The sequence below is a fragment of the Streptomyces sp. SAJ15 genome, from assembly GCF_007595705.1.
Classification (GTDB): Bacteria; Actinomycetota; Actinomycetes; order Streptomycetales; family Streptomycetaceae; genus Streptomyces.
The window spans coordinates 1-12,334 of sequence record NZ_NISY01000003.1 but is presented as its reverse complement, the minus strand read 5'-3'; the positions used below and the strand labels follow the sequence as shown (position 1 = coordinate 12,334).

General features: G+C 74.3%; 11 protein-coding genes. 6 read left to right on the top strand and 5 right to left on the bottom strand.

Annotated elements, in window-relative coordinates; all coding sequences use genetic code 11:
- The first annotated feature begins 124 nt into the window (after window positions 1-124).
- Window positions 125-454 carry an SH3 domain-containing protein gene (locus CD790_RS10155; RefSeq protein WP_144382828.1) on the top strand — a complete coding sequence of 110 codons (330 nt, stop codon included), beginning with the start codon at window positions 125-127 and terminating at the stop codon, window positions 452-454.
- A gap of 91 nt (window positions 455-545) precedes the next feature.
- Here CD790_RS10155 and CD790_RS10150 read toward each other — a convergent pair whose 3' ends face one another.
- Complete coding sequence (locus CD790_RS10150) at window positions 546-2,756, bottom strand: protein kinase domain-containing protein (protein WP_144382826.1); 2,211 nt, start codon at window positions 2,754-2,756, stop codon at window positions 546-548.
- Between the two features lie 208 nt (window positions 2,757-2,964).
- Between CD790_RS10150 and CD790_RS10145 the strand changes: the two genes are divergently transcribed.
- From CD790_RS10145 to CD790_RS10135, 3 genes are all read left to right on the top strand, one after another.
- Window positions 2,965-3,492, top strand: a complete 528-nt coding sequence (locus tag CD790_RS10145) for a hypothetical protein (RefSeq protein WP_144382824.1) — start codon at window positions 2,965-2,967, stop codon at window positions 3,490-3,492.
- A 150-nt stretch (window positions 3,493-3,642) separates the two neighbouring features.
- Window positions 3,643-4,536, top strand: a complete 894-nt coding sequence (gene sigJ, locus CD790_RS10140) for an RNA polymerase sigma factor SigJ (RefSeq protein WP_144382822.1) — start codon at window positions 3,643-3,645, stop codon at window positions 4,534-4,536.
- A gap of 68 nt (window positions 4,537-4,604) precedes the next feature.
- Window positions 4,605-5,735, top strand: coding sequence for an NAD(P)/FAD-dependent oxidoreductase (locus tag CD790_RS10135; RefSeq protein ID WP_144382821.1), 1,131 nt, complete (start codon window positions 4,605-4,607; stop codon window positions 5,733-5,735).
- 75 nt (window positions 5,736-5,810) lie between these two features.
- On the opposite strand, the gene CD790_RS10130 is transcribed toward CD790_RS10135, so the two are convergent.
- Together CD790_RS10130 and CD790_RS10125 are read right to left on the bottom strand one after the other, a co-directional pair.
- Complete coding sequence (locus tag CD790_RS10130; RefSeq protein ID WP_144382820.1) at window positions 5,811-7,382, bottom strand: SulP family inorganic anion transporter; 1,572 nt, start codon at window positions 7,380-7,382, stop codon at window positions 5,811-5,813.
- 152 nt (window positions 7,383-7,534) lie between these two features.
- Entirely contained in the window at window positions 7,535-7,951 is a 417-nt protein-coding gene (locus CD790_RS10125; RefSeq protein WP_144382819.1) for a hypothetical protein, read from the bottom strand.
- A gap of 381 nt (window positions 7,952-8,332) precedes the next feature.
- On the opposite strand from CD790_RS10125, the gene proC reads away from it, so the two are divergent.
- Window positions 8,333-9,142 carry a pyrroline-5-carboxylate reductase gene (gene proC, locus CD790_RS10120; RefSeq protein ID WP_144383342.1) on the top strand — a complete coding sequence of 270 codons (810 nt, stop codon included), beginning with the start codon at window positions 8,333-8,335 and terminating at the stop codon, window positions 9,140-9,142.
- Window positions 9,143-9,153: 11 nt separating this feature from the next.
- On the opposite strand, the gene CD790_RS10115 is transcribed toward proC, so the two are convergent.
- Window positions 9,154-9,765, bottom strand: a complete 612-nt coding sequence (locus CD790_RS10115) for a cysteine hydrolase family protein (protein WP_144382818.1) — start codon at window positions 9,763-9,765, stop codon at window positions 9,154-9,156.
- A 95-nt stretch (window positions 9,766-9,860) separates the two neighbouring features.
- Here CD790_RS10115 and CD790_RS10110 point away from each other — a divergent pair, with 95 nt between their 5' ends.
- Complete coding sequence (locus CD790_RS10110) at window positions 9,861-10,946, top strand: GlxA family transcriptional regulator (RefSeq protein ID WP_144382816.1); 1,086 nt, start codon at window positions 9,861-9,863, stop codon at window positions 10,944-10,946.
- Here the strand turns inward: CD790_RS10110 and trpS are convergent.
- Window positions 10,913-11,941 (bottom strand): tryptophan--tRNA ligase, encoded by a 1,029-nt coding sequence (trpS, locus tag CD790_RS10105; RefSeq protein WP_144382814.1) that lies wholly within the window; start codon window positions 11,939-11,941, stop codon window positions 10,913-10,915. The genes CD790_RS10110 and trpS overlap by 34 nt on opposite strands.
- Between the last annotated feature and the right edge of the window lie 393 nt (window positions 11,942-12,334).

The window sequence follows — 12,334 nt, the reverse complement described above, 5'->3', positions numbered from 1 at the left end:
CCCCCGTGAATTCGGCCGCAGTCGCGACGCTGGGAGCCTAGTCGATGACGCGTACGAGCCAGGTCAACCTTGCTAGCCTGCGCATGTTCCACACAACTGACGTTCCAACGGGGGAGGGGCCGACATGGCCATGGAAGAAGCCGTCGAGGAGTCCGTAGCGGCCGAGGCGGGGGTGGAGTCCGTCGAGACGATGGCCGCCGCCGAGTCCGTCACCTACCCGGTGGCGCCCGGCCACCGGGTCAACGTCCGCCGCGGGCCCAGCACCACCAGCCCGCTGGTCAAGGTGCTGCCGTACGACGCGCGGGTGCCCATCCGCTGCCAGCGTCGCGGCGAGCGGGTCAGCGGTCCGTACGGCACGACCGACGTCTGGGACAACATCGCGCCCGGGCAGTTCGTCTCGGACGCGTTCGTGAAGACCGGGAGCGACGGTTTCGTCGCCCCGCAGTGCGGCTGACGACGCCTCACCGCGCGGTCACGGGCGCGGACGTCGCCGGCGGCCGGAACGGGCTGCCGGCGGCGGGGCGGTCAGGGCCCCGTCTCCGCGGCTACGGCCTCGGCTTCGCGTTCGGGTGCTCCGGGTCGATGGAGAACACCGTCCCGTCCACCGCCGTTCCGACCAGCGCGCCGCCCAGCGGCAGCACCTCGGAGGTCGGTCCGAAGCCGCTGGTGCTGCTGCGCGCCGCGGACTGCCACAGCGGCCGGCCGTCGGACATCCGTATCGCCTGGAACCGGCCGCTGGAGCTGCACAGGTAGATGGTGCGGCCGTCCTTGGACACCAGCGGCTTACCGAGTCGCTCCACCGGTGTCGCCCGCGACCACACCTCGGCCCCGGTGTCGGGGTCGACGAGGGTGACGCGCCCGCTCTCCTGCACGAAGAAGAGCCGGCCGTCGACGAGCGCCCCGGTGCCCGAGGCGCCCGCGGGCAGCCTGAAGCTGCGCTCCTTCCCGGTCTTCTCATCGATCCGGATGAGCTTCTCGTACCTGGCGAACGTCGACGCGTCGGCCCGCAGGGCAAGGAGCGCCCCGTTCCGCCGCCCCAGCGGCTCGTCGGTGTCCCGGAGCCGGCCCAGCTGCTTCATGGTGCCGTCGCGCGGGTCGAACCGCATCATGGTGGACCGGTTCTCCGACAGCCAGCAGTAGGCGTAGGGCGGCCCGCTCGTGGAGGGCATCGGGTTGCAGGAGGCCCCCTTCGGCAGCGGGGCCGTCCAGCGGGTCTGGCCGGTCACCGCGTGCCGGGCCACGATCGCGCCGTCGCCCGGGGTGTTGGACAGCAGCAGATCGCCCACCAGCTGGGTGTCGGCGGTGGAGCTCACCTGGTGTGACCACGCGGCTGTGCCGGTGTCGGTGCGCAGGGCCACCAGCCGGCTGGTGGTGTCGTTCACGGCGTCGTGGAGGTAGACCAGGTCGCCGTGCACGTTCAGCGGTGAGGTGTTGGTGCTGGTCGTGTCCACGTTGAGGACGAGGCCCCTGGCGCGCCACTCGACCTCGCCGTTGAGGCCGTTGATCCGGACCACCGGGGCGTCCATGCCGCCGCAGTAGAGCGTGGTGCCCTGGGCCACGCAGCCGGGGTCGGACTCGTCGCCCTGCACATGGTCGACGCCGGCCGCGACCGGTTGGCTCATCCGCCACGGCCGCCAGCCCGCGGGGAGCGGCACCGCCCGGGTGCTCGGGGTCGCGGTCTCGGACGGGCCCGGGTCGGAGCTGGTGCGGACCCCGCTGCCGCCCGAGGCGTACAGCGCCACTCCGCCGCCGCCGAGGCCGAGCGCCGCCACGGCGGCCACGATGGCCAGCACGGTGCGTCGGCGCCGCCGGCCGGGGCTGGTGGGGCCGTAGTCCCGAGGGGGCCGGTCGGGGCCGGAGTCCCGGGCGGACGCCGTGCCGCTCCCCGCCTCCGGTCGCCCCGCCGGGGCGTCGGCGCCGGTCTCGCCGGCCTGGGCGAGCAGCGAACCGCGCGTCGGCAGGTCGCGCAGCCGTGCCATCAGCTCGGGCAGCGCGGGCCGCTCGGCGGGGTCCTTGGCGAGACAGTCGGCCACGATGTCGCGCAGCGGGCGGGCCAGCTCCTCCAGCGCGGGCGGCTCGTGCACCACCTGATACGCCGTCATGTACGGGCTGTCCGAGTCGAACGGCCCGCGTCCGGTCACCGCGTACACCAGCAGCGCGCCCAGCGAGAAGATGTCCGAGGCCGCGGTCACCTCGCGCGGCCGGCTGAGCTGCTCGGGCGACATGAAGGGCGGGGTGCCCATGACCCGGCCGGTGACCGTCAGCGTCTGGTTGTCCGCCGCCCGGGAGATCCCGAAGTCGATGACGCGCGGCCCGTCCTCCGACATCAGGACGTTGGCCGGCTTCAGATCGCGGTGCACGACGCCGACCCGGTGGATGTCGCCCAGCGCCTCGGCCATGCCCAGCGCCAGCCGGCGCAGCTCCGCGGCGTCCAGCGGCCCGGTGTCGGCGAGGCGCTGGGCGAGCGTCTGCCCGGGGACGTACAGGGTGGCCATCCAGGGCCGCTCGGCGTCCGGGTCGGCGTCCACGACCGGGGCGGTGTAGGCGCCGCTCACCCGCCGCGCCGCGGCCACCTCCTGGCGGAACCGGGTGCGGAACTCGTCGTCGAGTGCGAACTGCGCGTGCACGAGCTTGACGGCGACCTGCCGGCCGGAGGCCGAGCAGGCCCGGTACACCACCCCCATGCCGCCGGACCCGAGTCGTTCCAGCAGCTGGTAGTCGCCAATCGATTCCGGATCCCCGGCGCTCAGCGGCACCCTCGCCCCTCCCGTATCCCGGCACGCCCGAGGCTGCTCAGCCTAAACGGCGCGTCCGGAGACCGGCAGCCCGGTACGCGCCCCTCGCGCGGGCGGGCGGGACGCGGCCGCGCGAGGGCGGCCGGGGTCCACCCCGCCCGGGCGGCCGGGTGCGTCCCCGCGCGGGCGGCCGGTAGGGATCCCGGGCCGTCGATAGATAATCGATGGCATGAGCGAAGCGAAGCGGCCGGACGGCACGGAGGAGGACCAGGGCGGGCCCCGGCCCGAACCCCTGCGGTTCTTCGGGACGACCTGGCTCCGCCACGACGGCGGATACGCGGCGCGGCGCGCCGGTGTCGCCCTCGGCTCCCTGGCCGCCGCCGCGGCCGGCGCCTTCGTGCTGCGCTTCGCCTACCAGGGCGTGGCCCTCTCCGAGGCAGGCGGGCTGGTCAACGTGATGCTCGTCGCGGCCTTCGCGATCTGCAGCGCCATCGGCTTCCGCCGCACCTGGGAGGGGTTCACCCGGCGCCCCGAGACACCCCGCGACGAGGCCGTCGAGCGCTCGATGCGCAGCATCAAGAGCATCGGCTTCGTCGGCGTCCTGCTCGCCTACTTCGTCCGCAGCCTCGCGGAGGCCCCCGGCGAGAAGCTGGTCCGCGCCGAGTACGAGGCCGACCGTGCCGCCTACGAGCGCCGCCGTACCTCCCGCACCGGCAACCCGGCCAAGGCCGGAAAGAAGCCCCGCAAGCGCCGCTGACGCCCTCGCCGCGGCGCCGCGGCCGCTGGTGCCGACGCCGCTGTACCGCCGTTGACGCCGCTGCCCTCGCCGCTGTCGCCTCTGTACCGCCGCTGACGCCCCCGGGTTCCGACGTCGAGCGTCGGCGCGGGGCGCGAGAGGATGACGATCATGGCTGAGCTGACGGAGTTCGAGACGCACCGCCGACGGCTGTGGGCCGTCGCCTACCGCATCACGGGATCGGTCGCGGACGCCGACGACGCGGTGCAGGAGACCTGGCTGCGCTGGCAGGCGCTGCCGGAGGGAGAGGCGACCGACCCGCGCGCGTACCTCACCACCGTCGTCAGCCGGATCTGCTACGACCAGCTGGGCTCCGCCCGGTCCCGCCGTGAGACCTACGTCGGCCCCTGGCTGCCGGAGCCGGTCGTGGCGCGGAGCCCCGCCCCCGGCTCCCCGGAGGACCGGGTCACCCTGGACGAGTCGGTGGGCATGGCGATGCTCACCGTGCTGGAGCGGCTGACCCCGGCCGAGCGCACCGCGTTCATCCTGCACGACGTGTTCGCGGTGCCGTTCCCGGAGATCGCCGAGGTGGTGGGCCGCACCCCCGACTCCGTACGGCAGCTCGCCTCGCGCGGCCGCAGGCGGGTGCGGGAGCAGGCGCCGCGACGCTCGGTGGATCGAGGCGAGCACCGTCGCGCGGTGGACGCCTTCCTGGCCGCCGTCATGGGCGGGGACCTCGACGGGCTGCTGGAGATCCTCGACCCCGAGGTGGTCTACCGCGCGGACAGCGGCGGCAAGGTCAAGGGCGCGGCGCGGCTGCCGGTCGTCGGCGGCGAGAAGGTGGCGCGCTTCGCGCTGCGCCTGATGCGCGGCTTCGACCCGCGGACCATGAGCCTGACCGTACGGGACGTCAACGGCGCCCCCGGGCTCCTCTTCCGCGACCCGGCCGGCGGGCTGGCCGGCGTCTTCGCCTTCACCCTCGACGGGGACGACGGCCGGATCGTCGGCATCGACGTCGTCCTCAACCCCGACAAGCTCCGCCATCTGGACCTCGACACGGTGTGACGCGGCTCACCGTCACACCCGGGGTTGCCACGTCGTCCCCTTGGCGAACAACCCGCCAAGGAGGCGACATGAACCGAGGCAACGCGCGCCACGGCGACGCGCGGCGACTGCAGATCGTGGTGCTGGGCGCCGGCTACGCCGGCCTGATGGCCGCGCTGCGGCTGGCCCCGCACCACGACGTCACCCTCGTCGACCCCAGCGACCGCTTCACCGAGCGGGTCCGACTGCACGAGCTGGCCGCCGCCGGTACGGACGTCACCCGTCCGCTCTCCGGGTTCCTGGCCGGCACGTCCGTCACCCACAGCGCCGCCCGCGCGGTCGGCATCGACACCGCCGCCCGCGCGGTGCGCACCGACGACGGCCGGACCCTGCCCTACGACCGGCTGGTGTACGCGCTCGGCAGCCGCACCGGCACCGAGGGCGGCGTCCTGGGCGCCGGGGACCGCGCGTACACGGTGGAGACCGGCGCCGAGCTGCGCAAGCGGCTGCTGGACGGGCCGGGCTCGGTGGCGGTGGTCGGCGGCGGCCTCACCGGCATCGAGCTCGCCGGCGAGATCGCCGAGTCCGCCCCCGGCTGGCGGGTGCGGCTGCTGACCGCCGGCGAGGTCGGCACCGGGCTCTCCGAGAAGGGCCGGGCCCATGTCCGCGCCGGCCTCGGCGGGCTGGGGGTACGCGTCGAGGAGGGCCGGCGGGTGGCCGGCGCCGACGACGTCGACGCGGACGTGGTCGTGTGGGCCGCCGCCATGACGGCCAACAGCGCGCTCGCCGCCTCCGCCGGCCTGGCCCTGGACCCGACGGGCCGGATCCGGGTCGATGACGCGCTGCGCTCGGTCTCGCACCCCGAGATCTCGGTGGCCGGCGACGCGGCCGCCGCCGGCTCGCCCCTCGCGGGCCCGTTGCGCATGGGCTGCGCCACCGCGCTGCCCACCGGTTCGCACGTCGCCTCCGTGCTGCTGGCCGAGGCGCGTGGCGAGGCCCCCAGGCCCCTGGGGTTCCGCTACATCATCCAGTGTCTGAGCCTGGGTCGGCGCGACGGTCTGATCCAGTTCGTCCGCGCCGACGACTCGCCGCGCGAGCGGACGCTGACCGGCCGCGCCGCCGCGTTCGCCAAGGAGCGCGTCGTACGCCAGACCGTCGCCAACCTCCGGCTGGCGGCCAACCGGCCCTCCCTGGTGCCGCTGCTCCCGGCCATGTCCTGAACGGGCCGGGCGCCGAGGCGGGGAGGGGGCGGCCCCGCCTCGGCGTTCGGTTCAGCTCACGGTGTTCGGTTCAGCTCACGGTCCGCTCGGCGCCGCCGCCGTCCGCACCGGGTCCACCACCGCGTTGTGCCGCTCCGCCCAGATCGCCAGGGCCATCGCACAGGCGTGGTCGACGTGGCGCAGCCCGCTCAGGTCCAGCTCCACCGACCGCTCGCGCGGCAGCGCCTCCAGCACGTCCAGCAGCTTCGGCAGCCGCAGGAAGGTCGCGTTGCCGAGCACGCGCACCCGGATCACGCCGGCGCCGTCGGTGCCGGTCCCGGCGCCGACCCCGATACCGGGACCGGTGTCATCGCCGGCGTCTCGGGCCCCGTCGCCGCGCCCCTGCTCCGCGGGGTCGTCCAGCCCGGTGACCTCGACATGCACATGCGAGGTCTCCCAGGCGGACTTGGCCACCGCCGTCAGCAGGCCGATCAGCACGCCCTCGAACATGTTGGTCACCACGATGGCGCCGGCGGTGACGGCCAGCACCACGGCCTCGCCCCGGTGTTCCCGCCACAGGGGGGCCAGCTCCTTGACCGGCAGCAGCTTCCAGCCCGCGTGGATGAGCACGCCCGCGAGCGCCGACACCGGGATCACGCCCAGCGCCGAGGGGAAGAGCACCGCGAAGACCAACAGCCAGGCGCCGTGGAGCACGCGTGACGTCCTGGTCCTGGCGCCGGCCTGGACGTTGGCGGCGCTGCGGACGATCACCGCGGTCATCGGCAGCGCGCCCAGCACACCGCACACCGCGTTGCCGGTGCCCTGGGCGATCAGCTCCTTGTCGTAGTCGGTCCGCGGGCCGTCGTGCAGCCGGTCCACGGCGGCCGCGCTGAACAGGCTCTCCGCCGAGGCGATCAGCGCGAAGGCCAGCACGGTGCCCAGCACGCCGAACTCCGCCAGCCGCGCCAGGTCCCCGCCGTTCGGCGGCCGCACGGCGTCCACCAGGCCCTGGACCTCCACCCGCGCCACCGACAGGTCCAGCAGCGCGGTCGCGGCCGTGGCCAGCGCCACCGCCGCCAGCGGGGCCGGCAGCAGCCGTGCCCCGCGCCGCCACCGCGGCCACAGCACCAGCACCAGCACGGTGCCGGCGCCCACTCCGACGGCCTGGAGGGCGTCGGCGGAGCCGGCCACGTCGGTCACCAGACCGGGCAGCCGGCCGAGCTTGCCGAGCCCGCTACTGGGCGCCGGCGCGTCGGCCAGCGCGTACAGCTGCCCGGCGATCAGCACCAGGCCGATGCCGGCGAGCATGCCCTGCACCACGGCCACGGAGATCGCGCGGAACCAGCGGCCGAGCCGCAGCAGGCCCATCGCCAGCTGCAGCGCGCCGGCGGCCAGTACCAGGACGCCCAGCGTCCCGAGGCCGTACTCGTCCACCGCCTCGTAGACCAGCACGGTCAGCCCGGCGGCGGGGCCGCTCACCTGGAGGCTGCTGCCCGGCATCAGGCCGGTTATCAGGCCGCCCACGATGCCGGTTATCAGGCCGAGTTCGGCCGGTACGCCGGAGGCGACGGCGACGCCCACGCAGAGCGGGACGGCGACCAGGAAGACGACGAGGGAAGCGGTGAAGTCGGCGCGGAAGACGGTTCGGTCGGGGAGATGTTTCGTCATGGCTCCTCCAACACGCCCCGCGCGCTCGGCGGCGGGACGTGACGCATCGCTGCATGAACTTCGTCAACGGATGAACTGCGGGGCGGGCCGCTCATCGGGCGCCCGGGGGAGGGAGTTCGCGCCGCGCGCCGGGGCGGCGGCGGCCGTGACGGTCAGCAGCGGAATATCTGGAGGGCGATGGGAAGGTCGCTCGATCTCGACACCGGGACGGTGTGGTGTCCGGTACGGCGGACCCCGTGCCCGGCGGGCGGCCGGGCCGGGTCGGCGTCGGCGTCGCCCACACAGAGCGGCGTGCCGCGGGGGACGGGGGCGGTGACCGGTGATCCGCCGGGGCGGCGGCCCTCGCAGTCCTCGGAGGCGGGGTGCGGCAGCCGGCGGGTGTCGGTGACGACGGTCCGCCGCTCGAAGAGCTGAACGGGCTCGACCGCCGGTCCGGCGGCGGAACGGCCCGCGCCGGGGGTGGACTTCGTGGTGGGGGCGAAGCCGCAGTCGGTGACGAGGAGCACGGCGAGCAGGAGTAACGACAGGGCGGCTATCAGCCCGCGACCGGCTCGCCCGATCGTCGTCATCCTCGCCCCCTCCGCCGCGCGTCTCCGTCGCGTCGACACCCAACTTCATTTTGTCCAAGGGGTGGTGGCGATGCGCGGACCTTACGTAATCAACCTGTGAACACGGAGTCAGCAAAGCGGAGGAAGCAGCTCCAATGGTCTCGGCGCACGCCCGCGCGGCGCGCGGCGTCGCATACGCCGCGGCCGCGCCCCTGGCGCCGCCACCACGCGGAGCGCACCTCCCGCCCCACGACACACGCCCCCGTACCGAGGGATGGACGCCGCCTCGCGCCACCCGCCCGGGGTGCGAGGATGACGGCAGAGGGTGACGACGGGCGGGCCCGCGGCATGAGCCGGCCCCCGCGCACCGGACCGTATGGACCGTATGGGGTGAACGACACCATGACGCAGAAGGTCGCCGTGCTCGGCACGGGGAAGATCGGCGAGGCACTGCTGAGCGGCATGATCCGCGGCGGCTGGGCCCCGTCCGACCTGCTGGTCACCGCGCGCCGCGCGGAGCGCGCCGAGGAGCTGCGCTCCCGCTACGGCGTGGAGGCCGTCTCCAACGCCGAGGCGGCCAAGACCGCCGACACCCTCATCCTCACCGTGAAGCCGCAGGACATGGCCGCGCTGCTGGACGAGCTGGCCCCGCACGTCCCGGCCGACCGGCTGGTCGTCAGCGGCGCGGCCGGCATCCCCACCGCCTTCCTCGAAGCGCGGCTCGCCGCGGGCACCCCGGTGGTCCGCGTCATGACCAACACCCCCGCCCTGGTGGACGAGGCCATGTCGGTCATCTCGCCGGGGAGTCACGCCACCGCGGAGCACCTCGCCCATGCCGAGGAGATCTTCGGCGGTGTCGGCAAGACGCTGCGGGTGCCGGAGTCCCAGCAGGACGCCGCCACCGCCCTTTCCGGCTCCGGCCCCGCCTACTTCTACTTCCTGGTCGAGGCGATGACCGACGCGGGCATCCTCCTCGGGCTGCCCCGCGACAAGGCCCACGATCTGATCGTGCAGGCCGCGATCGGCGCCGCCGTGATGCTCCGCGACAGCGGCGAGCACCCGGTCAAGCTCCGAGAGGCGGTCACCTCCCCGGCCGGCACCACCATCAGCGCCATCCGCGAACTGGAGCGCCACGGGGTGCGCGCCGCCCTGATCGCGGCCCTGGAGGCGGCCCGCGACCGCAGCCAGGAGCTGGCCACGGGCAACGGCTGAGCGCGGCGGACCTAGCTGCTCGCCGCGGCGACGAGCTCCTCGGTCGTCACCACCTTCGCGAACCCGCCGCCGTGCAGCGACACCGCGGTGGCCCGCGCCAGCTCCTGGGCCGTCAGCTTCCAGCCCTCGGGACCCTCGAGGTCGAAGGTGTGGGTGGCGTCCAGCGCGAAGAACACCTCGTAGCCCAGGTTGCCGCCCATGCGGGCCGTCGTCTCGCAGCACAGGTTGGTCTGGATGCCGGTCACCACGAGCTGCCGACCCTGGCCCTCGGCGGCGTCGCCGTGGGCCACCGCGTCCAGCCACTCCTTCAGGTCCGGCGTGCCGTAGAAGGCCGAGTTCACGGTCTTGGTGATGAGGACCTCCGGCCCGCTCCCCTTCCCGCGCCGGGAGGCCACGACGTCCTTGAGGTCGTTGCCCTCCTGCCCCGGCCGCAGCGGCGAGTTCGGCTTGGGCGAGTCGTGCCGGACGAAGACGACCGGCCGGCCGGTCGACTGCCAGGCGTCGATCAGGGCCGCGATGTTCTCCTCGGCGGCCGGGTTGTCCCGCGGCCCCCAGTGCACGGGGTCGTCGAAGCCCTTCTGTACGTCGATGACCACCAGTGCTGCGTTCTGTGCGATATCCATGCCCCTGAGCCTGCCGGGCCGTGGGCGCCCCGCACAGTGGCGGCAACGCCGGGCATCGATGGATTTCTGCCAGCCGTTCTGACAGCATGGCCGACATGCAGCAGCCGGACCCCCGGCCGCGGACGCGACCGCAGCGCATCGCCCTGGTCGCCATCCCCGGCATCCGCGCCTTCGACGTCTCCGTCATCACCGAGGTCTGGGGCGTCGACCGCACCGACCGGGGCGTCCCGCCCTTCGAGCTGCGCCGGTGCGCCGTCGACCACACCCCCGTGGCCATCCCCGGCGGGCTCACCCTCACCCCCGACCGCACCCTCGACTGGATGCTCCGCGCGGACCTCGTCGTCGTCCCCGGCCTCGACGACCGCATCACCCCGGCCCCGGCCCCCGTGCTGGAGGCCCTGCGCCGCGCCCATGCCGCCGGCATCCCGGTGGCCGCGCTCTGCGGCGGCGCCTTCACCCTCGCCCAGGCCGGGCTGCTCGACGGGCGCCGCGCGATCACCCACTGGCGCTTCACCGACCTGCTGCGCGAGCGCCACCCCGAGATCACCGTCGAGCCCGACGCGCTGTTCATCGAGGACGACAACATCTGGACCTCGGCCGGCACGGCCGCCGGCATCGACCTCTGTCTGCACCTGGTGCGCACGGCCCACGGCGCGGAGGCCGCCGCCGCGATCGCCCGCTCGATGGTCACCGCGCCCTTCCGCGCCGGCGGCCAGGCACAGTTCATCGAGCGCCCCACCCCGGCCGTCGACCGGGACGACGACGCGCTGGCGTCCGTACGAGAGCGCGCCCTGCGACACCTCCACGAACCGCTCACCGTGGCGGAGCTGGCCCGCTGGGCCGGGATGTCCCCGCGCTCCTTCGCCCGCCACTTCGCCGCCACCACCGGCACCACCCCGCTGCGCTGGCTGCTGGAGCAGCGGCTGGCGGCGGCCCAGAAGCTGCTGGAACGCACCGACCTGCCCATCCCCGAGGTGGCCCGCCGCGCGGGCTTCGGCAGCGAGATCACCATGCGGCAGCACTTCGCCAGCCGACTCGCCACCAGCCCGCGCGACTACCGCGCCGCCTTCTCCAGCAGCCGGCCGACCGCCGGGGCCCACGGCCGCTCGGGCGGCACGCGGACCGCGCCGCCCGAGCCCGCGGCGGGTCATCCGGGCGGCAGCAGCCCGACCGCCGCGTAGGCGGCGTCCACGCGCGGCCGCGCCAGCGCCCGGGCCCGCTCCGCCCCCTCCCGCAGCACCCCCTCCATAGAGGAGGGATCGGCGCACAGCTCCGCGTGCCGTCGCCGCAGCGGCCGCAGCAGCTCCACCACGGCCTCGGCGGTGTCCTTCTTCAGGGCGCCGTACGAGGTGTACTCCTCGGACAGCTCCTGGGGCTTGCCCCCGGTGCACGCGGCCAGCACGTCCAGCAGGTTCGCCACCCCCGGCCGCTCCTGCGGGTCGTACTCCATCCCGCCCTCGGCCCCGCTGTCCGTGACCGCCCGCATCACCTTCCGGCGTACCGCGTCCGGCTCGTCCAGCAGATAGACGATCCCACTGGTCTCGGCGTGCGACTTGCCCATCTTCGCCGTGGGGTCCCGCAGATCCATGACACGGGCGGCCACCTGCGGGTAGGAGGCCCGAGGGACCCGGAAGACCGGCCCGTACCGCTGGTTGAAGCGCAGCGCCAGATCACGGCAGAGCTCGACGTGCTGCGTCTGGTCGTCGCCCACGGGCACCTCGTCCGTCCCGTACGCCAGGATGTCCGCCGCCATCAGCGCCGGATAGGTGAGCAGCGACAGCCGTACGCTGCGACCCCGCGCGGTCTCCCGCGCGGCCTTCTCCTTGTACTGGATCATGCGCCGCATCTCGCCGTCGGTCGCGGTGCACTCCATCAGATACGACAGCCGTGCGTGCTCGTCCACATGGCTCTGGACGAAGACGGTGCACAGCTCCGGGTCGAGCCCGGCCGCCAGCAGCAGCGTCGCGGTCTGCCGGGTGAGGCGCCGCACCCGCGCGGGGTCGTGCTCCACGGTGAGCGCGTGCAGGTCCACCACGCAGAACAGCGCGTCCGCGCGGTGCTGCTCCTCTTCCACCCAGCGGCGCATGGCCCCCAGATAGTTCCCCAGCGTCAGATGTCCGCTGGGCTTGATCCCGCTGAAGATGCGTCGTCCCGGCCGTCCCGCCAGCTCTGCCATCGCGGTGTTCCTCATCCCCTGTATCGGGGCCGCCGCTCCGGATCGGCCGGCCCCGCGGGGCTGCGGAGATGCGAACGGCCGCCGAGGCGGCGGCCGTGTTCGTGCATGCGCGTCTGCGGCCGCCGGTCAGGCGGCCCACCAACGTCGGGTCAGCGCACGCGTTCGCATGCGAGCGACCATACGCGCCCGACGCTCCCTCGGCCACAGGTTTGAAGCCGCTCGGGGTGTCATGTAGTGTTCTCCGAGTTGTCACGGAGTCCCACGGGGACGACGGGGCAGCGCTTCGAGCCGCACCGGCGGCAAATCACCACTGCACGGCCCCTGATCGGGAACGACTTCGGCATGCCGAAATTCGAACCGAAAAGCTCGATTATGAGCTTCCAGGGAAATCCG

What these genes read in the sequence shown, in the direction of transcription:
- CD790_RS10125 (WP_144382819.1), bottom strand. Translation starts at nt 7,951, where the DNA reads ATGACGACGATCGGGCGAGCCGGTCGCGGGCTGATAGCCGCCCTGTCG.
- CD790_RS10135 (WP_144382821.1), top strand. Translation starts at nt 4,605, where the DNA reads ATGAACCGAGGCAACGCGCGCCACGGCGACGCGCGGCGACTGCAGATC.
- CD790_RS10115 (WP_144382818.1), bottom strand. Translation starts at nt 9,765, where the DNA reads ATGGATATCGCACAGAACGCAGCACTGGTGGTCATCGACGTACAGAAG.
- sigJ (WP_144382822.1), top strand. Translation starts at nt 3,643, where the DNA reads ATGGCTGAGCTGACGGAGTTCGAGACGCACCGCCGACGGCTGTGGGCC.
- CD790_RS10130 (WP_144382820.1), bottom strand. Translation starts at nt 7,382, where the DNA reads ATGACGAAACATCTCCCCGACCGAACCGTCTTCCGCGCCGACTTCACC.
- CD790_RS10155 (WP_144382828.1), top strand. Translation starts at nt 125, where the DNA reads ATGGCCATGGAAGAAGCCGTCGAGGAGTCCGTAGCGGCCGAGGCGGGG.
- CD790_RS10110 (WP_144382816.1), top strand. Translation starts at nt 9,861, where the DNA reads ATGCAGCAGCCGGACCCCCGGCCGCGGACGCGACCGCAGCGCATCGCC.
- CD790_RS10145 (WP_144382824.1), top strand. Translation starts at nt 2,965, where the DNA reads ATGAGCGAAGCGAAGCGGCCGGACGGCACGGAGGAGGACCAGGGCGGG.
- trpS (WP_144382814.1), bottom strand. Translation starts at nt 11,941, where the DNA reads ATGGCAGAGCTGGCGGGACGGCCGGGACGACGCATCTTCAGCGGGATC.
- proC (WP_144383342.1), top strand. Translation starts at nt 8,333, where the DNA reads ATGACGCAGAAGGTCGCCGTGCTCGGCACGGGGAAGATCGGCGAGGCA.